21 protein-coding genes, 1 rRNA gene and 2 pseudogenes are annotated in these 23,485 nt (G+C 73.4%); 9 read left to right on the forward strand and 15 right to left on the reverse strand.

All coding sequences use genetic code 11. The features are described 5' to 3' along the window. Positions 1-10: 10 nt before the first annotated feature. Positions 11-127, forward strand: a 5S ribosomal RNA gene (gene rrf / locus QSK22_RS07815). A gap of 120 nt (positions 128-247) precedes the next feature. Here rrf and QSK22_RS07820 read toward each other — a convergent pair. Continuing rightward, on the reverse strand, positions 248-565 hold the full coding sequence (locus tag QSK22_RS07820) for a hypothetical protein (protein ID WP_285493335.1): 318 nt from the start codon (positions 563-565) through the stop codon (positions 248-250). 1,088 nt (positions 566-1,653) lie between these two features. After that, the gene (locus QSK22_RS07825) at positions 1,654-1,881 is read right to left on the reverse strand and encodes a helix-turn-helix domain-containing protein (RefSeq protein WP_285493336.1); all 228 of its coding nucleotides are present in this window, start codon (positions 1,879-1,881) and stop codon (positions 1,654-1,656) included. A gap of 259 nt (positions 1,882-2,140) precedes the next feature. On the opposite strand from QSK22_RS07825, the pseudogene QSK22_RS33980 reads away from it, so the two are divergent. Continuing rightward, positions 2,141-2,283: pseudogene (locus tag QSK22_RS33980) on the forward strand (IS481 family transposase); the annotation flags it as partial. Between the two features lie 134 nt (positions 2,284-2,417). Then, positions 2,418-2,626, forward strand: a pseudogene (locus QSK22_RS33985) (IS481 family transposase); the annotation flags it as partial. Between the two features lie 107 nt (positions 2,627-2,733). Here QSK22_RS33985 and QSK22_RS07830 read toward each other — a convergent pair. The 13 genes from QSK22_RS07830 to QSK22_RS07890 form a co-directional block, all read right to left on the reverse strand. Next, positions 2,734-3,450: a GTP-binding protein gene (locus QSK22_RS07830; protein WP_285493337.1), complete on the reverse strand. Its 717-nt coding sequence runs from the start codon at positions 3,448-3,450 to the stop codon at positions 2,734-2,736. After that, on the reverse strand, positions 3,431-3,823 hold the full coding sequence (locus tag QSK22_RS07835) for a DUF742 domain-containing protein (RefSeq protein ID WP_285493338.1): 393 nt from the start codon (positions 3,821-3,823) through the stop codon (positions 3,431-3,433). Before QSK22_RS07835 ends, QSK22_RS07830 begins: the two co-directional genes overlap by 20 nt. A 6-nt stretch (positions 3,824-3,829) precedes the next feature. Then, positions 3,830-4,261: a roadblock/LC7 domain-containing protein gene (locus QSK22_RS07840; protein WP_285493339.1), complete on the reverse strand. Its 432-nt coding sequence runs from the start codon at positions 4,259-4,261 to the stop codon at positions 3,830-3,832. Then, complete coding sequence (locus tag QSK22_RS07845) at positions 4,258-6,657, reverse strand: sensor histidine kinase (RefSeq protein WP_285493340.1); 2,400 nt, start codon at positions 6,655-6,657, stop codon at positions 4,258-4,260. The genes QSK22_RS07840 and QSK22_RS07845 overlap by 4 nt, the downstream gene beginning before the upstream one ends. Before the next feature lie 199 nt (positions 6,658-6,856). Beyond that, on the reverse strand, positions 6,857-7,234 hold the full coding sequence (locus QSK22_RS07850; RefSeq protein ID WP_285493341.1) for a hypothetical protein: 378 nt from the start codon (positions 7,232-7,234) through the stop codon (positions 6,857-6,859). A gap of 424 nt (positions 7,235-7,658) precedes the next feature. Further along, on the reverse strand, positions 7,659-8,234 hold the full coding sequence (locus tag QSK22_RS07855; protein ID WP_285493342.1) for a PadR family transcriptional regulator: 576 nt from the start codon (positions 8,232-8,234) through the stop codon (positions 7,659-7,661). An 86-nt stretch (positions 8,235-8,320) separates the two neighbouring features. Next, positions 8,321-10,207, reverse strand: coding sequence for a fatty acyl-AMP ligase (locus QSK22_RS07860; RefSeq protein ID WP_285493343.1), 1,887 nt, complete (start codon positions 10,205-10,207; stop codon positions 8,321-8,323). Further along, the gene (locus QSK22_RS07865; RefSeq protein ID WP_285493345.1) at positions 10,191-11,966 is read right to left on the reverse strand and encodes an acyl-CoA dehydrogenase family protein; all 1,776 of its coding nucleotides are present in this window, start codon (positions 11,964-11,966) and stop codon (positions 10,191-10,193) included. The genes QSK22_RS07860 and QSK22_RS07865 overlap by 17 nt, the downstream gene beginning before the upstream one ends. A gap of 49 nt (positions 11,967-12,015) precedes the next feature. After that, complete coding sequence (locus QSK22_RS07870; protein WP_285493346.1) at positions 12,016-12,420, reverse strand: nuclear transport factor 2 family protein; 405 nt, start codon at positions 12,418-12,420, stop codon at positions 12,016-12,018. Continuing rightward, on the reverse strand, positions 12,417-13,205 hold the full coding sequence (locus tag QSK22_RS07875; protein ID WP_285493347.1) for an SGNH/GDSL hydrolase family protein: 789 nt from the start codon (positions 13,203-13,205) through the stop codon (positions 12,417-12,419). Before QSK22_RS07875 ends, QSK22_RS07870 begins: the two co-directional genes overlap by 4 nt. Beyond that, entirely contained in the window at positions 13,202-13,843 is a 642-nt protein-coding gene (locus QSK22_RS07880; RefSeq protein WP_285493348.1) for an SGNH/GDSL hydrolase family protein, read from the reverse strand. Before QSK22_RS07880 ends, QSK22_RS07875 begins: the two co-directional genes overlap by 4 nt. Further along, a complete protein-coding gene (locus tag QSK22_RS07885; RefSeq protein ID WP_285493349.1) occupies positions 13,843-14,100 on the reverse strand; it encodes an acyl carrier protein in 258 nt (85 codons plus the stop codon). The genes QSK22_RS07880 and QSK22_RS07885 overlap by 1 nt, the downstream gene beginning before the upstream one ends. Positions 14,101-15,202: 1,102 nt before the next feature. After that, positions 15,203-15,796 carry a histidine phosphatase family protein gene (locus QSK22_RS07890; RefSeq protein ID WP_285493350.1) on the reverse strand — a complete coding sequence of 198 codons (594 nt, stop codon included), beginning with the start codon at positions 15,794-15,796 and terminating at the stop codon, positions 15,203-15,205. A gap of 453 nt (positions 15,797-16,249) precedes the next feature. Between QSK22_RS07890 and QSK22_RS07895 the strand changes: the two genes are divergently transcribed. From QSK22_RS07895 to QSK22_RS07920, 6 genes are all read left to right on the forward strand, one after another. Next, positions 16,250-17,761, forward strand: a complete 1,512-nt coding sequence (locus tag QSK22_RS07895; protein WP_285493351.1) for a rhamnulokinase — start codon at positions 16,250-16,252, stop codon at positions 17,759-17,761. Next, on the forward strand, positions 17,761-18,786 hold the full coding sequence (locus QSK22_RS07900; RefSeq protein ID WP_285493352.1) for an autoinducer 2 ABC transporter substrate-binding protein: 1,026 nt from the start codon (positions 17,761-17,763) through the stop codon (positions 18,784-18,786). Before QSK22_RS07895 ends, QSK22_RS07900 begins: the two co-directional genes overlap by 1 nt. Positions 18,787-18,798: 12 nt before the next feature. Then, the gene (locus QSK22_RS07905) at positions 18,799-20,406 is read left to right on the forward strand and encodes a sugar ABC transporter ATP-binding protein (RefSeq protein ID WP_285493353.1); all 1,608 of its coding nucleotides are present in this window, start codon (positions 18,799-18,801) and stop codon (positions 20,404-20,406) included. Then, the gene (locus QSK22_RS07910) at positions 20,403-21,392 is read left to right on the forward strand and encodes an ABC transporter permease (protein WP_285493354.1); all 990 of its coding nucleotides are present in this window, start codon (positions 20,403-20,405) and stop codon (positions 21,390-21,392) included. The genes QSK22_RS07905 and QSK22_RS07910 overlap by 4 nt, the downstream gene beginning before the upstream one ends. Beyond that, positions 21,392-22,489 carry an ABC transporter permease gene (locus QSK22_RS07915; protein WP_285493355.1) on the forward strand — a complete coding sequence of 366 codons (1,098 nt, stop codon included), beginning with the start codon at positions 21,392-21,394 and terminating at the stop codon, positions 22,487-22,489. Before QSK22_RS07910 ends, QSK22_RS07915 begins: the two co-directional genes overlap by 1 nt. 83 nt (positions 22,490-22,572) lie before the next feature. Then, on the forward strand, positions 22,573-23,382 hold the full coding sequence (locus tag QSK22_RS07920; protein ID WP_285493356.1) for a DeoR/GlpR family DNA-binding transcription regulator: 810 nt from the start codon (positions 22,573-22,575) through the stop codon (positions 23,380-23,382). Positions 23,383-23,485 lie beyond the last annotated feature (103 nt).

Genomic DNA, 23,485 nt, shown 5'->3' on the forward strand with positions numbered 1-23,485 from the left:
GTGTTGGTTGTTCGGTGGTTTTGGCGAAGGGGAAACACCCGGTCCCATTCCGAACCCGGTAGTTAAGCTCTTCAGCGCCGATGGTACTGCATGGGTGACTGTGTGGGAGAGTAGGACGCCGCCGGACGTTTTCTTCAGTTGGGAGGCCCCCGCGTTGTGGCGGGGGCCTTTCTCTTTTCCTCGAGGTGTTTTCCGGGGTTGTTTGGTGGCGGTGCCGCCGCCGTTCTGGTTTTTGTGCCGGTCGTGATCAGGGTGTGGCCTGGTCGGTGTCGCCGGGATTCCCCGCGGGATCTCGAAATCTCGATATCTCGCGCTTATGCGGTGTCGAGATCTGTCGGGGATCTTTCAGGCGACGACCGGCGGCAACCTCCACCTCGTACGCGGTGTGCGCGTTCGGCATCCAGGTGCTCAACACCACCAGCGCGCAATCCTCGCTTGTCTGTGCGATGTGATGCTCGTCGTCGGGGCTCGGCCCCGAGGGCTTCTTCCGGCCGGTCGGCGGTGAATGGCCCGGCGACCCGACCGGCTCCGCTTCCGCCTGCTCGGCACGTCCGACCGTGTGCACCCGGCTGCCGTTTCCGCGTTGCCAGGGGCTGTTATCGGCTCGCCTGCGGAGCGACTGAGAGTGGTCTGCTCGGCGCGGCCTGGTCGCGGCCGCGGTCGGCCGACGGACGCCTGGGCCGCCGACGAGGGCGGCCAACCCCGCTACAGCGCGGCCGACCGGCACCGCCAGGACTTCTGGGGGGATCCGGTTGCGCGAAGTGGTGTCGAGCTCCGTTGCCGATGTTTCGAGGGTGGATTTTCTGCGAGGCGGCTGCGAGAAGTCGGCCCGGCGCGGCCTGCTCGCGGCCGCGGTCAGGCTGCGGACGCCTGGGCCGCCGACGAGGGGGCGTGCAACGGTCCTTCGGACGGGCGGCGCGGCCTCCAGAGCGGCGGCTGTGTGACATCGTTGCGGTTGCCGCCGGCCGTCGCCGAGGCGAGCCGGGGCGCCGGGGCCCGCGGTGAGCGTGTGGTGCTCCGAGCCGCCTTGGGCAGCGGTCGGCCGGGCTCGGCTGGGTTTGGGACTGCCCCAGAGCACCCGCACGGGGAAGCCGGTTTATAACCCTGGACCCGCCCGGCCGCCCAGCGCCATGCGGTTCCTTGCAGCCCTCCAGCCGCTGGTGGCCGGGATGACGCGTGCCACGCTCGACTTTCGACGGTAGCACTCCGGCGGGGCCTGCTCTTGGCTCGGGACGCGGTCCGGCGTGGCGGTGCCGGGATGGGTTTGCGCTGCCTAGTGGCGTCCGCGGAGCTGGTCAGGTGCTTGCTGACCGTGATCGCGGTGGGCCTGGTCGGCGTGCCGGAATCTCGTGCGGATCCGCACTCACGGTGTTGTGTGAAGCCGGTGCGGCTTTGCTGCGGGTGCCGGCTTTGCCCCGGTGCCTGGGCTGTCACACCGCCTCCGGGAGGGGCGCAGGTTTACTGCGATCTGCGGCCTGGCAACTGTGACACCGCTGCCCTGATCGACTGATTGCCCGGCTTAAGGCGTTATTGCCAGGGAGGAATGCGTGGTGTTGATCTGGGACGGGCCGGGCGCGTGCCAGATGCCGCGAAATGCGGGCATGGGCGGTCGGGCGGGCCCGGCTCACAGCTGCCCGCCTACGCCCCCAAGCCTCAACCCGGTCGAGATGCTGTGGTCGAGCATCCCTGCTCCAACGCGGCACGGACCTGCTCGACCTGGGCGTCATCGAGCTTGGCGGGACGGCCGGTGGCCGGGCGGCGCCGCAGCGCGCCCACTCCGCCCGCCTGCATGCGCCGCTTCCAACGCCCGGCCGACACGCCCAGCATCCGGGCGATCTCGGCCTGGGAACGGCCCTGCTCGAGCAGTCCGGTCGCACGCATCCGCCGCGCCTCGGCCAAATGCGGCCGGGTCAACGGCGGGACGGTTTTTCGAGACCTTCAGGCCGGGCGTTGGGGGCATGCCGCGATACTGACAGCCGTCACCTCGTCACGCCCACAGAACTAACGAGAAGCTCAGTAGGTGTGCTGTTCGGGGACGTTGGTGACAGGCGACATGCTGTGTGCGGTTCTTGAACGGCAAGAAAGCCTTCTGGGTTCGGTGTGGATTGCGACATCTACCACCGACGTTAAGGAGGCCCTCGTGTCCCACCGCAACGCCCCCTTTACTCCGATCGGACGCCTGCGTCTGGCCCGGTGTGTCGTCGAGCGGCCGGCCGCTGCGCCGAGCTGCCGAACGCTTCGGCGCCGGCCACACGACCGCCGCATGGTGGGCCGCCCGCCGCAGTTGGGCGCTGCCGGCATGCACGACCGCACCCGACCGGACACCACCACTGCGTCGAGGCGCAAATGATTGCCCCGGGACGGGCGTATCGCATCGGCCCGCGTCGGGCGTATTGCATCGGCCCGGTCCGCCCGCCCGCATCGGCATTGCGCTCTCGACCGCGCACCGCATCACGGTCCGCCACGGCGTGGTGCCCCTGGCGGCATCCGACCGGGCCACCGGCGAACCCGTCTGCCGCTTGCGAGCACCAGCGCCCGGCGACCTGGTCCAAATCGACGTTGAGAAACTCGGCCGCACCCCCGGACGGCGGCGGGCACAGGGTGCTCGGGCGTGCCGCAGGCCGCCCGCGACGGCATCGGCCACCTCTACTTGCACGCCGCCCCGGACGGAGCACTCCCGTCCGGCCTGCACCGAGATCCCGAGCCTCCGCCTGCGCTGCGTTCTTGGCGTGCCTAGGGCGGTGAGATGCGGGCGGGGTCCGGGCCCGCACGCCACCGGCGGGGCGGCGGCGGGGGCGTCCCGGCCAGCCGCAGCGCGTGCTCGACCAGCCCCACCAGCACCTCCTTGGCCGACGCGCGCCGCCGCGCGTCGCACAGGATCACCGGCACGTGCGGGTCGATGTCCAGGGCGGCGCGGATCTCCGGCGGCTCGTACCGGTCGGCGCCGTCGAAGCAGTTGACCGCCACCACGAACGGCGTGCCCCGGCGCTCGAAGTAGTCGATCGAGGCGAAGCTGGCCGCCAGCCGCCGGGTGTCGGCCAGCACCACCGCGCCGAGCGCCCCGCGCGACAGCTCCTTCCACATGAACCAGAACCGCTCCTGCCCGGGCGTGCCGAACAGGTAGATCGCCACGCCGTCGCGCAGCGTGATGCGGCCGAAGTCCATCGCCACGGTCGTGGTGGCCTTGGCCGCCACGCCGTCCAGGTCGTCGACGCCGATGCCGACGTCGGTGAGCGCCTCCTCGGTGCGCAGCGGGCGGATCTCGCTGACCGCGCCGACGAGGGTCGTCTTGCCCACCCCGAACCCGCCGGCCACCAGAATCTTCAGCGCCACGCGCGGGCCGTCGACGCCCGGCCGCTCCACCGGCGGCCCGGCGCTGCGCGGCGGCCCGGCGGGCGGGAGCGGGCCGGCGGACGGGCCGTCCGCCGGCTCAGAGCGCGCGGATTCCATCGAGGACCCTCCTGAGCAGGTTCGGATCGGTGTGCGGGGCGGCCGGGGCGGACCAGCGCTGGACGCCCAGCAGGCCCGCCTGGATCAGCTCGTCGGCCAGCACCCGGACCACGCCGAGCGGCAGGTCCAGGTCGGAGGCCAGGTCGGCCACCGTGTACGGGCGGCGGCACAGCGCCAGCAGGCGGCGCCGCTCGCGCGACAGCCGCTCCGGTTGGGCGGGCGCCGCGCCCGTCGCGACCAGGATGGTGACCAGGTCCAGCGGCTCGCCGCGCGGCCGGGTCCGGCCGCGGGTCACCGCGTAGGGGCGGACGATCGGCCCGGCGGCCTCGTCGAGCCACCGCTCCCCGCCCGGACCGGGGACGCTGCCGTCCACGCCCGCTCACCCGGATCCCGGCCCCGGGCCCGTTCCCCGTCCGCTATGGCGCAGCCCGGTGGACAGCTGCCTGCCGACCCGCTTGACCAGCATCGTCATCTCGTAGGCGACCAGGCCCGCGTTGGCGCCCGCGTCGCTGAGCAGGGCCAGGCAGCTGTTCGCCCCGGCCGGGACGACGAAGAACAGCCCCTTGTCCATCTCGACGATCGTCTGCCTGATCTCGCCGGCGTCCAGGTGCGGCCCGGCACCGACCGCCAGGCTGTGGAACCCGGACGCCAGCGCGGCCAGGTACTCGGCGTCCTCGCGGCCCACGTCCCGGGACGCCCCCATCACCAGCCCGTCGCGGGACAGGACGACGACCTTGCGGACCGGCGGCACCCGGTCCACCAGATCGTCCAGAAGAAAGCCCAGCTGGGCCGCCACTTCCTGCTGCGTCATGGTGACGTTCCCCTTTCCTGCCGGTGGTCCCCCGGTCCCTCGTCCTCCTCCCGGCCGCGCAGCCAGCCCGCCTGCAGGGATGCGAACAGCTCCCGCGACGCCTCGGCCGACCGCCGCTCCCACGCCTCCAGCGGGTCCTCGCCCTGCGGGGCGGGCGCCGCGAGCGGGGCGTCGTCGTCGCGCAGCTGCGGCGCCAGGTTCGCCTGCCGCACGCGGCGCGGCAGCGGCGCCCGCCCCCTGCCGGACGCACCCGTGCCGTTCGAGGTGCCCGGGTCCTCCTGGCGGGGCGGCGGCGGGGCGGCCGCGCGGTCGGTGTGCGATGCGTCGAAGGCGACGGCCCCCTCGAACGACGGCGGCCTGTCGGATGGCGGCTCCGTCCCCGATCCCCAGGTGTCGACGGCGGGCGGCGCATTCAGCATCGCCTTGGACGGGGGAGTAGAGGGCGACCAGGCGGCGGTCGGGACGTCCGCGCCGTCGGGGCGGGCCGAACGCGGCGGCCGCTGGGGCGCCGGCCGCGGACCCGCCGCGACCGCCTCGTCCTCGGACTGCTCGACGTTCACGATCAGCTTGCGCGGTATCAGCACGACCGCGCTGACACCGCCGTACAGCGACGGCTGCAGCGCGACCCGGATGCCGTGCCGCCCGGCCAGCCGCCCGACGACGAACAGGCCGAGCCGGTCGGTGACGGCCAGGTCGAACTCCGGGGGCTGCGCCAGCCGCAGGTTGAGCGCGTCCAGCTCGGACTGGTCCAGGCCGATGCCGCGGTCGATGACGTCGACCGCGAACCCGTTGGCGCCCATCTCGCCGCGCACCAGCACCTCGGTCGGCGCGGGCGAGAACACCGTGGCGTTCTCGATCAGCTCGGCCAGCAGGTGGACGACGTCGGCGACCACCTCGCCGATCAGCGCGGCCCCGGACGACACCACGACCACCTCGACGCGGGTGTAGTCCTCCACCTCGGCGACGGCGGCGTGCAGCGCGTCCTCGATGTGCACGGGCCTGCTCCAGCCGCGCGCCGGGGTCGCGCCGGACAGGATGACCAGGCCCTCGGCGTGCCGGCGCATGCGTGTGGTCAGGTGGTCCAGGCGGAACAGGTCCGCCAGCACCTCCGGGTCGGACGTGCGGCGCTCCATCTCGTCCAGCATGTGCAACTGGCGGTGCAGCAGCGACTGGCTGCGCCAGGCGACGTTGAGGAACACCCGGCTGATGCCCTGCCGCAGGTACGCCTCCCGCACAGCGGTGTCGATCGCGGTGTGCTGCACTTTCGTGAACGCCTCGCCGACCCGCGACACCTCCCGGGTCTTGCCGATCACCAGCGGCGGCGCCTCGGCCTCGACGTCCACCTCCTCGCCGCGGCGCAGCCGCGCCACCACGCCCGGCAGCCGGTCGGTGGCCAGGTCCAGCGCGGCCCGCTGCAGGCCGCGCAGCTCGCGCGACAGCCCGCGCGCGGCCAGCAGCGACAGCACGATGGAGGCGACCACCGCGAGCAGACCGAACCCGCCCGCCAGCACCAGCCGCCGCACGATCCGGTCGCCGATCGGCTCGGCCAGGTCGTTGAGCGCCGCGCTGGACTGGGTGAGCCGCTGCTCCCAGACCTGCGACAGCTGCCCCGTGGCCGCCTGCAAGGACGCGGCCTCCGCCGGCAGCCGCCCGCCCGAGGAGTTGACGACGGCGGTCTCGGCGGCCCGGTACCGCCGGTACTCGGGAGACTCGGCCAGCTGCTGCAGCGGCGCGCGGACGGCGCCGTCCAGGTCCGCCAGCCCGGCGTCGAACTCCCGCCGGCCCGCCGCCGCCCACTGCACGAACGCCAGGTGCTCGGCCGCGGTCAGCCGCCCGTCGCGCAGCCGCGCCGCCGTGATCAGCGCGTCCTGGCGCAGCATGTAGGCGCGCGCGTTGCCGATGCCGATCAGCGCCCGGCCCTGCTCGAAGATGGCCAGGTCGTTGACCAGCACCAGGTTGCCGAACACCTGGATGACCTTGTCCAGGACGGCGCTGTAGTCGTCGATGACCTGCAACACGGTGGCGTCGCCGGCGTCGACCCGGCCGCGGTACTGCGGCAGCCGGTCCAGCCAGCGCAGCGCCTCGGCCAGGCGCTGCTCGGTCTCGGGCTTGGCGGCGTCGGTCGCGTCCCGGGACAGGGCGCTGCCGCGGAAGACCCGCTGGACGGCGTCCACCCGGGCGCGCTGCACGCCGAGCCGCTGGCGGGACTGCGCGTCGCGGCCGGTCATCGCGACGACGCTCAGCGAACGCTCCTGCTGGAGCTGGTTCACCAGATACAGGCCCGGCTTGACGATCTTCTCGTAGGTGGTCGAGAAGTCGTATTTGTCGAACGCGGGCCCCAGGGTGAGATTTGCGGCGAACACCCACAACGCGACCAGCGATGTCAGCGGGACCACCAGCAGCGCCGTGATCCGCAGGCGTATCGGACGCTTCCGGCGGGTTTTTCGGGCCGGTTTCCGGGAGTCCCCGCGGGCCTTACCGTCGAGGTCGCCGCCGGGGTTCCCGCGGGCACCGCTCTCCCTTTCCGGATCGCTGTCCGCCGCGTCGTCCGCGGCCCCGGACGGGAAGGGAAGCCGATCTTCGGTGGCCATCACCTCACCCCCCATCCGCGGCCCCGCCCGCCGTCCCGTCGGATGCTCCGTCTGCGGCGGCCCGCGCGACCAGGTCGCGCAGCCGTTCGGTGATCAGCGCGACCGCCTCCCGATGGCCGCGCTCGGCCTGCTCCCGCGTGGTGTACCGGCCGACGTCCGCGTGCATCGACAGGTCGGATACAAGTGTCTGCCATAGCAGTGGCCTTCCGTTCGCCGCCAATCCCAGATCGGTCACGGTGAACCATGTGGAGACGACCACGACGACCGGTCCGACGCGAACGACGTCCTGTGCGAGCAGGCGGGCGTTCGTGTCGAGCAGGAGCCGTTGCGCCTCGTCCGCCGTGGCGGGCGTCCCGTCCGCCCGGTACCAGTCCACGGACATTGCCATCCCCATCGCTGCCGATTCAGCCGTCTGCGCCCCGTATCCGACGAACCATAAATAGGCATGTAGACCCGCATGGCTTTTCCGTTCCGGGAATTGCGGTTCGTGTGGTGGGTCCGAGCGAGGGCGAGGGTGCGCGGTTGCCCGGTCAGGCGGATCCGGTGCCCGGCCGGGCGCGGATCAGCAGGTGGGCGCGGTGGGCGCGCGGGACGCGGGCCGGATCTCGCAACGGGGACGGATGTCGGAACGGGGGCAGGCCGGGGAAGGGGGACGGCGGCGCGGCGGGGACCGGCGGCGTGGCGGTCGCCGGGGGCGGCGCCGCCACGGCCGGTCGCGGGGGACCGCTACTTCGCCGTTCGATGGTGCGGTGGTCGCCTGACATGGTGGACGCCTCCTCGGGCGGGGCGCGGAGGGGACGGCACGGTCATCCGCCCTCCTCGGTCCGGGCCGCGGCGCGCTCGCGCAGGAGCCGGGCGGTGCTCTGGAACCACTCCAGGTTCTCCTGCTCGAACCGCAGGCCCCGCAGGCAGGTGAGATACGGGCCGACCGGGGAGCCGTGCCGCAGATAGGTCTCCTCGTCCATGTCGCCGCGCAGGCGCTGCAGGGTGCGCCGGAAGATCTCGATCTTGGCGGCCGAGATCTTGGCGCGCTCCTCCAGCTGGGCGATCACGGGCTCGGCGGAGATGTGATCCACGGCCTGCACCATGACCAGCAGGTTCTCCCGGATGATCCCCGGCTTGGCCGCGGTGGCGGCGAACCGCTCCAGCTCGGCCAGCCCGGCCGGCGTGACGGTGTAGACCCGCTTGTTGGGACGGTCCTTCTGAATGACGCGCCGTCCGCTGATCAGCCCCTCGGTCTCCAGCTTGGCCAGTTCGGCGTACAGCTGCTGCGGCACGGCGTGCCAGAAGTTCGAGACCGACACATCGAAGATCTTGGCGAGCTGATAGCCGCTGTACTCGCCGTCGAGCAGCGCTGCGAGCACCGCGTGACGAAGCGCCATGGCCCATGTCTCCCCGCCTGACTCAGGGTGGTGTCAGACGTTAGCACCCGATTGTCGGGCCAGTCACTGTTTTGACTAGGAAATTTTCAGATCGCCAGAGCGCCGGAGCCGTTACCCGTTGGCGACGCCGCCCCGCCGGTTTTCGGCACGCGATTCCGGGCGCGTTCAATGCCCGGTTTCGGCGCCGCCGGGACCGGTTCCGGGTCGGCGGCGAGGACGTCGATCCGCCCGTCCAGGAAGTCCCGCCGGGTCGCCCGCCGCCGGGTCTTGCCGCTGGTGGTCCGCCGCACCGCGCCCCGCCGGGCCAGCACGACGCTCACGGCGGGCAGCTCGAACGCGCGGGCCACGCGCTCCCGGGTGAGCGCGGCCAGCTCGCCCAGCGGCGTTCCGCCCGCCGCGCCGGTGCTGATCTCCTGCACGACCACGACCCGCTCGGCGCCGCCCGGCGCCTGCTCGTCCGGATCGAGCGGGAACGCGGCGGTGGTGCGGGCCGCCGGATGCGCCGCCTGCGCCACCTCCTCGATGTCGTGCGCGTACAGGTTGCGGCCGTTGACGATGATGAGGTCCTTGATCCGCCCGGTGACGTACAGCTCGCCGTCCGCGCGGAACCCCAGGTCGCCGGTGCGCAGGTAGGGGCCGGCGCCGTCGGCGGTGACGGCGCCGAACGCCGCGCGCGTCGCCTCGGGGGCGCGCCAGTAGCCGCGGGCGACGCTGCCGCCGCGCACCCAGATCTCGCCGACGCGCCCGTCGGGGAGCGGGACGCGGGTCTGCGGGTCGACGATCCGCACGTCCAGCGTGACCGGGCGGCCGCAGCTCACCAGCCGCCGCACCCCGGCGTCTTCGGCCCGCGCCGGCGGCTGCGGGCCGAGGGGCGCGGCGGGGACCGCCTCGCCGCGGCCGAGCGCCTCGGCGTCGAAGGAGCGGACCACCGGCCCGGCGCCGACCGGCGCGGCCGTGATGAGCAGCGTCGCCTCGGCCATCCCGTAGCACGGCATCCACATCTCCCGCCGGAACCCCACCGGCCCGAAACGCTCCACCATCCGGTCCAGCGTCGCGGCCCGCACCGGCTCGGCCCCGTTCTTGGCGGTCCGCAGCGACGCCAGGTCGAGGCCGTCGAGCTGCGCGTCGGTGACCCGGCGCAGGCACAGCTCGTAGCCGAAGTTCGGCGCCACCGTGATCGTCGCGCGGTGCCGGGTGATCAGCTCCAGCCACAGCACGGGCCGCTTGATGAACGTCAGGGGCGAGGTGAACACGTAGCGGCAGCCCAGGTACAGCGGCTCCAGGAACTGCCCCACCAGGCCCATGTCGTGGTAGTGCGGCACCCAGCCGACCCCCACGGTGTCGGCCGACCCGCCGATGCGGCGTTTGATCTCCTCGCCGTTGCACAGCAGGTTGCCGTGGGTGACGAGCACGCCCTTCGGGGCGCTGGTCGAGCCGGAGGTGTACTGCAGGAACGCCGGGGTGCCGGAGTCCATGCGCGGCACCGGACCAACACCCGGATCGAAGCCGTGATCGGCCGATGCCGTCTCGGTGTCCAGGCACCGGACCCGCCCGGTCAGCCCCGTGCGGGCCAGCCACCCCTCGATCGGGCCCCGGTGCGCCGCGTCGGTGAGGATCCAGGCGATGCCGGCGTCGTCGATGATCCGCAGGGTGCGGTCCGCCCGGCCCGCGTCCAGCGCGGGCAGCGGCGCCGGGACGGCGACGACCCGGGCGTACAGGCAGCCGAGGAACGCCGCCAGGAACGCAAGGCCCTCCGGGTACAGCAGCAGGACGGCCGAGTCCCGCAGGCCCCGCTCCTGCAGCAGGCGCGCCAGCACGCGCGCCCGCCGGTCGAGTTCGGCGAAGCCGAGGAAGTTCTCCCGGTACCGGCGCCCCGGCCCCGGCTCCTCGCTGACGAAGGTGAAGCCGCGCCGGTCACCGTGCTCCTCGACGGCGTCCCGGACGACCGACACGAAGTCACCGCGCGGACGCATCCGCCGTCACCCCCTCGTCGGCCAGGGCGGTCAGCGAGAACCAGCGGCGCGCGTCCCGGCACCGGAGCATCGCCTCCTCCACCGGCGGCACGAACTCCTCCGACAGCGCGGTGTCGGGCCGGGCGCGCTGCACGAGCCGCTCCAGGCACAGCACGAGCCACTGCCCGTCGGCGAACGCCCCGCCGAACGCGCGGTGGTTGTGCAGCCAGGTGAGCATGCACGACACCATCGCGTGGACCTCGCAGTGACGGCGGGCCCGGTCCAGCGCCGCCACCGACGAGGTGTCATCCGGGGTGGCCATGACACCCCTGCGCATTTGGGTGCGCAGGTCGCCGACGATGTCCACCAGGTCGGCGAGCCTGGCCGCCACGCCCGGGGCCGCGTGGACGCCCGCCTCGGCCACGACGGCGCCCGCGGTCTCCTCGAAGTGCGCCCCGATCTCGTCCCGCCCCTCGTTGGTGAGCCGCAGCGCCCGGCCGTCGGGACGCCAGGCCGGCGGCGCGTGCGTCCAGGAGAACAGGTCGGCGAGCAGGCCGCCGTCGCCCGGGCCGCCGCCGTCTTCCACGAGGTGGGGCAGCTGGGCGGCGATGTTGGCGAGGTTGACGTGGGTCGTCCCCTCGAAGACGCTCGCGATGGCGTGGTCGCGCTGCAGCTTCTGGAACGCGCCGTGCGCGACGCCCTCCCGCAGGTAGCCGCGCGCCGCCAGCACCCTGCCGATACCGGCGACGACCTCCTCGCCCTGCACGGGCACGAAGTACTTCACGACCGACGACCACAGGCTCAGCCGTCCGGGCGCCACCGTCAGCGCCCGCGCCACCGGAAGCGCCACGCACTCGGCGACCAGCAGGTCGAGATGCGCCTTGAGGAGCTGGTCGCGGATGACCGGGATCCGGTAGATCTCCGCCCCGTAGAGCGTGCGGCGCACCGCGTACTCCATGCCGATGCGCACCACCGCGTCCATCGTGCCGAGCGACAGCGCGGCGATGGCGGTCCGGGTGATCTGCAGCGTCTTGAGCGTCTGGACCAGCCCGGAACCGGGCCGCCCGATGACGCACCCGGCGGGCAGCCGCGCGCCGGCGAACTCCACGCCGCTCAGGTCGTGGCCGCGCAGCCCCACCGTCCGGACCGGCGGCAGCGCCGACCAGCTCGCCGGATCGAGCTCTTTTTTGTCGACCAGCAGGAGGGAGAAGTCACGCGGGCCCGTCCTGGCGTAGGCGGTGACGAACCGCCCGCGGGTGGCGTTGCCGACCGGCCACTTGACGCCGGTGAGCACCAGGCCGTCCCCGGCCGCCTCGGCGCGCGCCTCGCACGCCGTCACATCGCTGCCGTGGTCGGCCTCCGACACCCCGAAGCAGGCCAGGTCGCCGCGCAGGACGCCCTCGGCGACCGTCTTCTGCTGCCGGGGGTCGCCCCACAGCCATACCGGGTTGACCGCCAGCAGGCCCGATCCGTACATCACCGCGACCGTGACGCTGCGCCGCGACACCGCGCGGGTGACCAGGAACAGCTCCTCCAGCGTCGTCAGCCGCCCGCCGAGGTGGCCGGGCACCAGGTAGCCGGGGAACCCCCAGGCCCGGACCGCCTCGACCGCGCCCGGCGGCAGCTCGTCGCGCTCCTCGGCCTCCACGATCGCCCGGTAGGAGAACGGGCCGGCGCCGTCCTCCATCGGGTCTCCCAGATAGGCGTCCAGGTCGGCGGCGACGCGGTGCGCCGGGGACAACCGCGCCTGGACGGTTCGCGTGCGGGTGTGACTGTCCATCTCTGCGACCCCTCCGTCGGGTCCGTGAACGTCCGGCGCCGCCGCCCGGTCAGGGCGCGGCGGGCGCCGCGGGCTCCTCCAGCCGCCGGCCGACCAGCCGGGCGAGCGTCATCGCCGCGGGAAGCGGCCGCACCATGACGGTCAGCCCGGTGACCAGGCCGTCCGTCCCGAACTCCAGCAGGTCCACGCCCTGCACCGCGGTGCCCGCGGCGCGGGCGCGGAAGATCAGCGCGCGGGGCGGCGGGCCCGCGGCCGGGGCGGGGCCGACCAGCTCGTCGGTGTAGCGGAAGTCCTCGAAGACCTCCATCAGGACGCCGAGCAGCCGGACGACCGCGTCGCGGCCCAGGTAGGGCCGCACCACCACGGGGCTGTGGAACACGATGTGCGGGTCGAGGGTGCGGGTGATCGCGGTGAGGTCGGCGGCCTCCACCGCAGCCCGGAACGTTCCGGTCACGATGCCGCCCCTCCCGCCGTCGTGGCCTGCGGTACGTGCGTCGCCGCGGCCCGCGCCAGGTCGTCGGCCCATGCCCGGTAGCCGGCGGGGGAGGGGTGGAACCCGTCGGCGGCGAACAGCCGCCGGTCGCGGGCCATCGCCTCGTCCATGGGCGCGTGCACGGCCCCGTGGACGAGCGCCACCTCGCGCATGACGCGGTCCATCGCCCGCGCCCGGGCGCCGATGACCAGCCGCAGCGGCTGCGGCAGCGCCGGGAACCGGTGCACCGGCGGCATCCCGGCGACCAGCACCGCCGCGTCTCGGTACGCGCCGCGCACGGCGGTGAGGAGCGCGGACAGGTCGGCGGCCCACGCCTTGAGCGGACGCCGCCGGATCAGGTCGTTGATCCCGACGGTGATCACGACCAGGTCGGCGGCGCCGTCCAGCGCGGGCACCAGGTCGGTGGCGACCCTGCGGGCCGTCGCGCCGCTGCGCCCGGTGACCGACCACGCCACGCTCCGGCCGAGCCGCCGGTGCAGCGCGGCGGCCAGGGCCCCCGGCAGCGCCTCGGCGTGCGCGGCCGCGCCCACCCCCACGGCGGTGGAGTCGCCGATCACCACCAGGCGCAGGTCCGGGGCGCCCGTGCCGGCCACGCCGTGGTCGGCGCCGGACGCGGGGTCGAGCCGCGGGGTGCGGCGCGCCGTCCGCCGCGCCTGCACCAGCAGGACCGGCGCGAGCGGCAGCAGCAGCGCCGTCGGAAAATTGACGCGGAAACTCGAAAGGGGAAGGGAAAATGCTTTCTTCATGTCCGTCCTCGGTTCGTTGCGGTGCCGGCGAGGCGTGCTGCGAGCAGGGATCTGGCGATGGGGGCGATCACCTCCGCGACATAGGCGTGTCCCGCCGGATTGAGATGGATTCCGTCCGCGCTCCACAGCGCCGGATCGGCCACCCGGCCGACCGCGCCCGGCGCCAGGAACGCCATCCCGTGTTTCTCGGCGGCCCGCCGGAGCTCGGCGTTGCACTCGTCAATTCTTTGCCGGGTCCGCTTCCTGCGGAAAGCCGACATGGGAACCTGTTGTAGGAACGGCGGACAGGGCACCGGTGCCGCGATCGCCACCGCCCCGCCCCGGTCCGCCCAGGCGAAGACCTCCGCGGCGCGGCGCGCCACCCGCTCCCGGTCGAACCCCGCCAGGGCGTCGTTCATCCCGCAGTTGAGCACCACCAGGCCCGGTTGCGGCTCCCCGGCCGCGGCGAGCTGCTCGCCCGCCACGTCCGCGATGGTCGCCCCCGGCCGGCCGAAGTTGGCGACCCGGTCGCGGGGGAGTTCCAGCAGGTCGGCGAGCCTTCTGGCCCAGCCGGTCCAGCCGCCTGCGGGGTCCGGGTCGTCGCGTCCCTCGGCCACGCTGTCACCGAACACCACCAGCCGCCAGGGGAGGGCGGCCATCACGCGACGAGACCGATCAAGTAGTCGGTGAGGGAGGCGGCGGTGCCGCGGCGGCGCGCCTCGGCCATGTCCACCTCCACCTGGAGGTGGTCCTCGATGTCACTGACGACGCTGATGGCGTAGACCGAGTCCATGCCGTACCGGGCCAGTTCCACCGACGGGTCGATGTCCTCGGCCGGCCGGTCGAGGTAGAACGCGATCCGGTCAATAAGCCACGATTGCAGCTGGTCGTGAGTAATAATTTCCGATCTGCTCATCGCTTTCCTCTCTCCGGTAGGGGCCTTTGATATGCCCGGCGGCAAGAGCATCTTGAAGATACCTGCGGCCCCTCCGGCTGTCACGACCCGAGCTCAAACTGATCGGAACCATACATTTTCTGTCCCGCGAATCAGGTAATCCTGTGCGCAATAGGGGCCATTAAGGACACTCCGCCTGCGCCGCCCGGATATGGGCCCAAACCGCACCCCGCCCGGTTCCACCGCGCCCACCCCGCGACCGGACCCGCGCCGCGCCCGCTCCCGTGACCTGCGCCTTCACCATCGGCCCAGGCCACCCGGCCAGACGCCGCTCGCGCACCCGTCACCTCCTGCTCACGGGGTTTTGGGCCTCCCGGGCCCCACCGCACCGTCATCGACCTGTCACCGTCTGGTGATACGGCCCACCGGTTGTACCGTTCCGGCGGACCGGCATGCGCGCACCCGCAGGCCGCCGACATGCGAGAACCTGGCACTGCCAGACTCGCTGAAACTTGCCGCCGCACCCACCACCCCGAAGCGAGCCCCAGGACGCGAACGCCACCCGATCGCTCCAAGCAGCACATGGGCCGCCCCGTCCACCAACAAGTCGCCGACGGCCCCACGCCTTGGGAGCGAAGATGCGTCAGGGGCACCGCGCGCAGGCCCTGCCAGGCTCGGCGGAAGCTGCCACCGCGGCCGCACCGGCCACCCGGAGAGTGGGGTCTCCGTGCGCGGGCGTCGCCGTGCATGCTCCGGGTGGTGCGGAAGCCCGGCCGTCCGCTGGCGGCCTGCCGCATGCGGGCGGATCTGCGGCGCGGGGGTGCCGCGCGCTGGGACTGCCGGGCTCGGTGGCTATCGCTGCCGCGGCCGCACTGGCCGGACTCGGAGCGGGGTCCCCGCACGTGGACGGGGCCATGCTCGCTCCGGGCGGCGCGTGGACTGGGCTGTCCGCCGGCTGTCCGCCGGCGGATCCGTCGTAGGTAAGGCGGAGGTGTGCCGTGGGGGCGTGCGTTGGGGTTGCCGGACTCGGTGGAAGGTGCGGCTGCGGGCCACACCGGGCCTGGGGCGGGGGGCGGCGATGGGGGCGCGGCGGTCGCGTGGACGGGTGCGGCGGGGTGGGTGGTCAGACCGGGACGTTGTAGGCGAGCAGGCCGGTCTCCGTGCCGTCGATCTCCAGCTCGGTGAGCGCGCAGTTGAGGACCTTGGGGAACACGCGGCGGTAGCGCGACAGCGGGATGCCGAGCAGCTCGCACAGGGTGAGCCGCAGCAGGGTGTTGTGCGCGACGACCAGGACCCGTTCGCCGGGGTGCGCGGCGGCGACGTGGCGCAGCGCGGCGGCGCCGCGCGCGGCGGCCTTGCGCGGGTCCTCGGCGCCGGGGAACGGGGCGTCGACCGGGTCGGCGCGGAAGGCGGCGACCTGGTCGGGGGGCAGTTCGGAGAGCGTGCGGCCCTCCGCGGAGCCGAAGTCGACCTCGGTCAGGTCGGCGTCCACCTTGAGCGGCAGGCCGAGCGCGGCGGCGGCCGGGGCGGCGGTGGCGCGGGCGCGGCCGAGCGGGGAGGCCCACAGCGCGTCGATCCCGGCTCCGGAGGCCCAGCGGCCGAGCGCCTCGGCCTGGCGGCGGCCGGTGGCGTTGAGCGCGATGTCGCTGACGCCGGCGTACCGGTTCTCGGCGTGCCACACCGTCTCGCCGTGCCGGGCTACGAACAGCCTTGTCACCTGGTCATCCCGTCGTCGTCGCGCGGCGGCCCGGGGGGGGGGGACCGCCAGCTGGTTGCAATGCGCCGGCAAGCCGAGGGTACGGCCTGTTGTAACGTTCCAGGCAGCGGTGATGCCGCGGTGCGGCCGCACCCGGCCATCGTCCGTCGAGCGGGTCGCGGAAGGGTGTGCGTCGCCGGGTTGATCGGGCACGGCACCCCCGGCAAATCGCGACTTGCTCTGTGAAGTTATAGCCAGCAAGCGTTAACAAATCAAGTGGATCAGGTTTGAGGCTGTCCGCCAGGCCTCCTCCACGCTCCCGCACGAGGTGCGCCCGGGCGGCGTTCTGCGAGGAAGTTGCAGGAAACGGCCGTCCCGCTTCACAAATACGTAACGAGCTCTTGACGCTGGAGAGGCCTGTGTTACAGGCTCTGTGAACTCCATCACCTCGGGTGTTATCTGCTGGAGGGGCACATGAGCGGGCGTTCCCGCGCCGTCGTCGCCGCCGACCTGGGCGCCGAAAGCGGCCGCGTGGTCCTCGGCCGGTTCGACGGATCCCGCGTCGAGCTGACCGAGGTGCACCGCTTCCCCAACGGCCCGCGGCCCGCCGGCGGGCTGCTGCGCTGGGACCTGGAGCACCTGTGGTCGCAGATGCGCACCGGCCTGGCCAAGGCGGGCGCCCTGGCCGGCCGGGTCGACTCGGTCGGCGTGGACACCTGGGGCCTCGACTACGGCCTGCTCGACGCCGACGGGGAGCCGCTGGCCGACCCGGTCAGCTACCGCGACCCGCGCACCCGGGGCGTGCTCGCCGACGCCGTGCGCCGCGTCGGCGCCGAACGGCTGTACGCCGACACCGGCACCCAGCTGATGGAGATCAACACCGTCTACCAGCTGATGGCCGACGCCGGCCGCGGCGTGCTGGCGGACGCGGCGACGCTGCTGATGATGGCCGACCTGTTCCACCGCCGGCTGTCCGGCGCGACCGTCGCCGAGTACACCGCGGTCAGCACCACCGGCGCCTACGACGTGACCCGCCGCGCCTGGGCGACCGGGCTGCTGGACGACCTGGGCGTCCCCACCCACATGCTGCCCGAGGTGGTGGACGCGGGCACCGTCCTCGGCCCGGTGCTGCCCGCCGCGCTCGACCACCCCGCCTACACCGGAGCCCAGGTGATCGTCCCCGGTGCGCACGACACCGCCAGCGCCGTGGCGAGCGTGCCGTTCGTGCACCCCGACGCCGGATACGTCTCGTCCGGCACCTGGTCGCTGGTGGGCGTGGAGACCGGCGAGGCGGTCGTCACCGAGGCGGCCCGCAAGGCCAACCTCACCAACGAGGGCGGTGTCCGCGGCACCATCCGGCTGCTGCGCAACTGCATGGGCCTGTGGCTGCTGCAGGAATGCCGCCGCCAGTGGGAGCGCGAGGGGCGCCGCTACGGCTACGACGACCTGGTGCGCCTCGCCGAGTCGGCCCCGCCCGCCGTCAGCGTGGTCAACCCCGACCACCCCGGGTTCGTGCAGCCCGGCGACATGCCCGCGCGCATCCGCGACTACTGCCGGCGCACCGGGCAGCCGGTCCCGGCCGGGCCGGCCGAGGTCGTGCGGTGCGTGCTCGACAGCCTGGCCCTGGGCTACCGCGCCGCCTTCGACGACATCGCCGAGGTCACCGGACGTCCCGTGCCCGCCGTGCACATCGTCGGCGGCGGCTCGCGCAACACGCTGCTCAACCGGCTCACCGCCGAGGCGACCGGGCTGCCGGTGATCACCGGTCCGGTCGAGGCCACCGCGCTGGGCAACGTGCTCGTCCAGCTCATGGCGCTGGGCGAGCTGTCCGGACTGGACGAGGCGCGCGCGGCGGTACGGGCCGGGACGCGCACCGGCCGGGTCGAGCCGTCCGGCTCGGACCGCTGGTCGGACCTGTACGGCCGCCTGCGCGCGTTCGCGGCGGCCGACCAAGCGGCGGCGTTTGCCGACGAAAGGAGATCATGATGAGGCTGACCAGGACGGTCACCGTCGGTGTCGCGTTCGCCCTCGCCGCGGGCCTGGGGCTCGCCGGGTGCAGCAAGAAGGAGAACGCCTCCGGCTCCGGCGGCTCGGGCGACGGCAAGATCAAGGTCGCGTTCGTGCCGAAGCTGCAGGGCATCCCCTACTTCGAGGCGATGAACACCGGCGGGCGCCAGGCCGCCGCCGACCTGGGCGTGGAGTGGATCTACAAGGGCCCCACCACGGCCGACCCGGGCGCGCAGACCGAGGTGGTCAAGTCGCTGATCCAGCAGCGGGTGGACGTGCTGGTGGTCGCGCCCAACGACCCCGACTCGATGGCGCCGATCCTCAAGGACGCCCAGTCCCGCGGCATCAAGGTGATGACGTCCGACACCGACGCGCCCAACTCGGTGCGCGAGCTGTTCGTCAACCAGGCCACCGCCGAGGGCATCGGGCAGACCGTCACCGACGCGCTGCTGGAGAAGATGGGCGGCAAGGGCGAGTACGCCATCGTCTCGTGCGGGCAGACCGCCGGGAACCTCAACTCCTGGATCGCGGTGCAGCGCAAGTACACCGCCGAGAAGTACCCCGACGCCAAGATCGTCGACGTGGTGTACGCGGGCGAGGACGAGGCCAAGGCCACCTCGATGGCCAAGGACCTGATGAACGCCCACCCCAAGCTGACCGGGCTGGTCGGCGAGTGCACCACCTCGGCGCCGGGCGTGGCCAAGGCCGTCCGAGAGACCGGCAAGATCGGCAAGGTGTTCACCGTCGGGGTCGGCACCCCGGCGTCGATGAAGCCGTACCTGATGGACGGCTCGTCCAGCACCTCGGTGCTGTGGGACGTCGAGCAGCTCGGCTACCTGACGGTGTGGGCCGGCACCCAGCTGAAGAAGGGCACGCCGCTGCAGGCGACCAACAAGGTGAGCGACAAGCTGCCCGCGGTGAAGTACTTCCCCGACCAGAAGATGCTGCTCCTCGGCGACCCGCTGCGGATCACCAAGGACAACGTCGGCAACTACAACTACTAGAGGGCCCGGCCGGTGGAAGAGGAGACCAACGGCGCCGGGGGGCCGCTGCTGCGGCTGACCGGCGTCCGCCGCCGCTACGGCGGCGTGCAGGCGCTGCGCGGCGTCGACTTCGAGGTGCGCGCGGGCGAGGTGCACGCGCTGGTCGGGGAGAACGGCGCGGGCAAGTCCACCCTCATCAAGATCATTTCGGGGGCGGAGGCGGCCGACGCGGGCACCGTGGAGATGGCCGGGCGGGTGCTGCCCGGCGGCAGCACGGCGGCGGCGTTCGAGGCGGGCATCGCCACCGTCTACCAGGAGCCGCAGCTGTTCGGCGAGCTGCCGGTCGCCGAGAACATCTTCCTCGGCCGGGAGCTGCGCCGCCGCGGCCTGGTGGACCGGGCCGCGCAGCGCCGCCGCGCCGTCGAGCTGCTGCGCCGCCTCGGCCTCGATCCCGGCCTGGCCGACGTGCGCGTCGCCGACCTGCCGGTGGCGCAGCGGCAGCTGGTGTCGATCGCCAAGGCGTTCGCGCACGAGGCGAAGGTGCTGATCCTGGACGAGCCGTCGGCGATCCTCACCGACCGCGAGATCGAGGTGCTGTTCGACGTGCTGCGGTCGGTGCGCTCGCACGGCGTCGGCGTCATCTACATCAGCCACCGGCTGGACGAGCTGACGGTGATCTCCGACCGCGTCACCGTCATGCGGGACGGCACCCGGGTCGCCACCCGGCCGACCGCCGAGCTGACGATCCGCGAGATCGCGCGGCTGATGGTCGGGCACGCGCCGGCCGGGGCGGCGCAGCGGCGGGCCGTGCCGGACGGCCCGCCGGTGCTGGAGGCGGCCGGCCTGTCCCGGCGCGGGGCGTTCCGGGACGTGTCGCTCCAGGTGCGGGCCGGCGAGGTGGTGGCGCTGTTCGGGCTGGTCGGGTCCGGCACCGGGGCGATCGCGCGGGCCCTGTACGGGATCGACCCGCCGGACTCCGGCACGCTGCACGTGGCGGGCCGCGAGGTGCGCCCCCGCACGCCGGCGGACGCGGTCGCCGCCGGGCTGGCGATGCTGCCGGGCGACCGCAAGGTGCAGGGCGTGTTCGCGTCCAAGAGCATCGGCTTCAACATCTCCGTCGGGCACCTGCCGGTGCTGAGCCGCGCCCGCGTGTGGGTGGACCGGGCCCGCGAACGCGCCGTCGCCTCCCAGTTCATCGACCGCATCCGCATCAAGGCGCCCGGCCCGGCGACGCCGGTCGGCACGCTGTCGGGCGGCAACCAGCAGAAGGTCGTGCTCGCCCGCCAGCTTGTGCGGCGGCCGCCCGTGCTGGTGCTGGAGGAGCCCACCCAGGGCGTGGACGTCGGCGCCAAGGACGAGATCCACGACCTGGTGCTCGGCCTGGCCGACGAGGGCAGCGCCGTGCTGGTGGTGTCCAGCGACCTGCCCGAGGCGATCCGCCTGGCCGACCGCGTCCTGGTGGTGCGGGGCGGGCGGATCGTCGCCGAGTTCCCGCACGGCGCCGCGCAGGCGGACGTCCTGGCCGCGGCCGCGGGCGACGCCGGAGACCAGACCCCGGACCAGGGCGCGGACCAGGGCGCGGACCAGGGCGCGGACCAGGGCGCGGACCAGGGCTCGGACGACAGAGGGGAGGAACGATGACGGCGCTCGCACGGCCCTGGACGCGGCGTCCCGCCGCGGGCGCGATCGAGGGCCAGGAAGCGGTGCTGATCGGCGTGATCGCGCTGCTGTGGACGGCGCTCGGCCTGTCGGTCGACACCTTCTTCACCGCGTCCAACCTGCAGAACATCCTGGCCACGGTGGCGCCGGTGACGATCGTCGGGGTCGGCATGACGGCGGTCATCGTCACCGCCGGCATCGACGTGTCGGTCGGCAGCACCATGGCCGTGGTGATGGTGATCGTGGCGCAGCAGCTGCGCGACGGCGGCCTGGCGTTCGCGCCCGCGGTCGGGCTGGCGCTGCTGGTCGGCGGCGTGCTCGGCCTGATCAACGGGGCGCTGGTCGGCTACGGCCGGGTGCACCCGATCATCATCACGTTCGGCACCCTCAACCTGTACCGGTTCGTCGCGCTGCAGATCTTCGGCGGGCGGGAGGTCGCCGGGGTGCCCGGCACGCTCGGCCCGCTGGGCGGCGGCGCCGAGGGCCGCACGTTCGGCCTGCCGCACTCCTGGCTGCTGGCCGTCGCGCTGGCCGCGCTCATGTGGGCGTACATGCGGCACGTCCCGACCGGGCGGCACCTGTACGCGATCGGCGGCGACGCCGAGGCGGCGCGGCTGGCCGGGGTGCGCGTCACCCGGCGGCTGCTCACCGTGTACGCCGTGACCGGGCTGCTGGCGGGGCTGGCCGCCTGCTGCATGATCGGCGGCGGCGGACTGGTCGCGCAGAGCGCCGGAACCGGCATGGAACTGCAGGTCATCGCCGCCGTGGTGATCGGCGGCACCAGCATCCAGGGCGGCCGCGGCACCGTGCTCGGCACCGTGCTGGGCGCCCTGCTGGTCGGCACCGTCACCAGCGCGGTCACCCTGCTGAGCTGGCCGAACGAGCTGACCTCGCTGTTCATCGGAGTGTTCATCCTCGTGGCGGTCGGATCTGACCTGCTGCGCGAGCGCCGGAGGCGGTCCCTGTGATGCCGCAGTCGACCAGTGAGCCCGCGGACACCACCACGCGCGACGGCGCGGCCGGGGCGCGGCCGCCCTCGCCCCTGGCCCGGCTGGGCCGCCTGCTGCTGCACGACCGGGTGGCGCTGCTGGTGCTGCTGCTGGCCGTGCTGGTCGCCTGGATGAAGGTCCTCGACCGGGGCGGCTACCTGCTCGGCCCGTACGACGCCGCGTACATGGCGGCGGCGCTGGAGTCGTTCGTGCCGCTGTGCATCCTGGCGCTGGCCGAGATGCTGGTGATCCTGTCGGGGCGCGGCGGCATCGACCTGTCGGTCGGGGCGATGGTGAGCCTGACCGGCATGGCGTTCGGGTTCATGGTGGGCGAATGGGGCTGGCCGCTGTGGCCGTCCCTGGTGGCCGCGCTGGCGTTCGGGACGGCGCTCGGCGCGGTCAACGGGTTCCTCGTCGCCGTGCTCGGCTTCCCCTCCCTGATCGCCACGCTGGCCACCGGATACGCCTACAGCTCGCTGGCGCTGGTCAGCCACGACAACGCGCCGATCTCCACCAAGCCCGTCCAGGACCTGCACGACCTGACCAGCATGGTCCGGCTGCCGCTCGGCCTGCCGCCGGTGCCCAGGCAGTTCTTCACCTTCCTGCTGCCCTGCGCGGTGCTGGTGTGGCTGCTGGTCAACCGCACCGCGTTCGGGCGCCGCCTGTACGCGGTCGGCACCAACGAGACCGCGGCCCGGTACGCGGCGCTGTCGGTCGGCGGCGTGCGGTTCCGCGCGTTCGCGCTGGCGGGGCTGCTGTCGGGGGTGGCGGCGGTCGTCACGGTGGGGCAGTTCGCCTCCGCGCGCCCCGACGCCGGGACGGTCGGCAACGGCATGGCCCTGCCCGCGATCACCATCGCCGTGCTGGGCGGGGTCGCCATCACCGGCGGCGTCGGCCGGGTCGGCGGCGTGATCGTCGCGGCGCTGCTGGTGGTGTGGCTGAACGCCGGGATCCTGCTGTACTTCGAGGGGTCGGCGGGCTCGCGCTACCAGCTGCTGGCCCTCGGCGTGCTGCTGATCGCCTCCACGCTGCTCAACGCGGTGGCCGGACGCCGCCGGCGGCGACGCACCCGGTAGACGGCCGACGGACCGGTGACAGGGCCGGCGGGGGGCTCGCCGCGGGTGCGCGGGGAGGCCGCCACACGCGCGAGGATGGTGCCATGGAGCAAGGGGAGAGCGAGGCGCGGGGCGCCTCGCGGCGGGCGCAGGGACCCGCGGAGCGGCAGCGGCTGATCGCCGAGCAGGTGCTGTCGGAGGGGTCGGCGTCGGCCGCCGACCTGGCCGAGCGGTTCGGCGTCAGCCTGATGACGATCCACCGGGACCTGGACGAGCTGGAGCGCCAGGGGGTGGTCCGCAAGTTCCGCGGCGGGGTGACCGCGCAGCCGTCCGGGGTGTTCGAGAGCAACGTCGCCTACCGCCGCAAGTCGATGCGGGCGGAGAAGGAGGCGGTGGCCGAGCGCGCCGTCCGGCTCATCGAGCCGGGCATGGCGGTGATGCTGGACGACTCGACCACCACGCTGGCGCTGGCGGCGCGGCTGTCGGAGGTGACGCCGCTGACGGTGGTCACCAACTTCCTGGAGGGGCTGAACCTGCTGGCGCAGTTCCGCGGCATCCGGCTGATGGCGCTGGGCGGCGACTACGACGCCATGCACGACTCGTTCCTGGGCGTGTCCTGCGTGGAGGCGATCGAGTCGCTCAGCGTGGACCTGTGCTTCGTGTCGACGTCGGCGGTGTCGGCCGGGTACGCCTTCCACCAGGAGCAGCACATCGTGTCGGTGAAGCGGGCGATGCTGGCGTCGGCGGCGCGCAACGTGCTGCTGCTCGACCACACCAAGCTGGGCCGCACGGCGCTGCACCGGGTGGCGCCGCTCGGCGAGTTCGAACGCGTCATCGTCGACGCGGGGGCGTCCCCCGAGGCCCTGCGCGACCTCGACGAGCACAAGGTCCCCTACGACGTGGCGCCGCTGTGACCCGGGCCACCGCGCCGCCCGAGGTGGAGGCCGGAATATTCCGGGCATGGTGGTGGTCTGATACCGGATGCATGATTTCAACACCCATGTGAGCAGGGAGATT

Source organism: Actinomadura sp. NBRC 104425 (assembly GCF_030269545.1).
In the GTDB taxonomy this organism is placed as follows: domain Bacteria; phylum Actinomycetota; class Actinomycetes; order Streptosporangiales; family Streptosporangiaceae; genus Spirillospora; species Spirillospora keratinilytica.

Excerpts from the sequence above, each read along its gene's own strand:
- QSK22_RS07825 (WP_285493336.1), bottom strand. The coding sequence starts at position 1,881 with ATGCGTGCGACCGGACTGCTCGAGCAGGGCCGTTCCCAGGCCGAGATC.
- QSK22_RS07830 (WP_285493337.1), bottom strand. The coding sequence starts at position 3,450 with ATGGAATCCGCGCGCTCTGAGCCGGCGGACGGCCCGTCCGCCGGCCCG.
- QSK22_RS07840 (WP_285493339.1), bottom strand. The coding sequence starts at position 4,261 with ATGACGCAGCAGGAAGTGGCGGCCCAGCTGGGCTTTCTTCTGGACGAT.
- QSK22_RS07850 (WP_285493341.1), bottom strand. The coding sequence starts at position 7,234 with ATGTCCGTGGACTGGTACCGGGCGGACGGGACGCCCGCCACGGCGGAC.
- QSK22_RS07855 (WP_285493342.1), bottom strand. The coding sequence starts at position 8,234 with ATGGCGCTTCGTCACGCGGTGCTCGCAGCGCTGCTCGACGGCGAGTAC.
- QSK22_RS07860 (WP_285493343.1), bottom strand. The coding sequence starts at position 10,207 with ATGCGTCCGCGCGGTGACTTCGTGTCGGTCGTCCGGGACGCCGTCGAG.
- QSK22_RS07865 (WP_285493345.1), bottom strand. The coding sequence starts at position 11,966 with ATGGACAGTCACACCCGCACGCGAACCGTCCAGGCGCGGTTGTCCCCG.
- QSK22_RS07875 (WP_285493347.1), bottom strand. The coding sequence starts at position 13,205 with ATGAAGAAAGCATTTTCCCTTCCCCTTTCGAGTTTCCGCGTCAATTTT.
- QSK22_RS07880 (WP_285493348.1), bottom strand. The coding sequence starts at position 13,843 with ATGGCCGCCCTCCCCTGGCGGCTGGTGGTGTTCGGTGACAGCGTGGCC.
- QSK22_RS07885 (WP_285493349.1), bottom strand. The coding sequence starts at position 14,100 with ATGAGCAGATCGGAAATTATTACTCACGACCAGCTGCAATCGTGGCTT.
- QSK22_RS07895 (WP_285493351.1), top strand. The coding sequence starts at position 16,250 with ATGAGCGGGCGTTCCCGCGCCGTCGTCGCCGCCGACCTGGGCGCCGAA.
- QSK22_RS07900 (WP_285493352.1), top strand. The coding sequence starts at position 17,761 with ATGAGGCTGACCAGGACGGTCACCGTCGGTGTCGCGTTCGCCCTCGCC.
- QSK22_RS07910 (WP_285493354.1), top strand. The coding sequence starts at position 20,403 with ATGACGGCGCTCGCACGGCCCTGGACGCGGCGTCCCGCCGCGGGCGCG.
- QSK22_RS07915 (WP_285493355.1), top strand. The coding sequence starts at position 21,392 with ATGCCGCAGTCGACCAGTGAGCCCGCGGACACCACCACGCGCGACGGC.
- QSK22_RS07920 (WP_285493356.1), top strand. The coding sequence starts at position 22,573 with ATGGAGCAAGGGGAGAGCGAGGCGCGGGGCGCCTCGCGGCGGGCGCAG.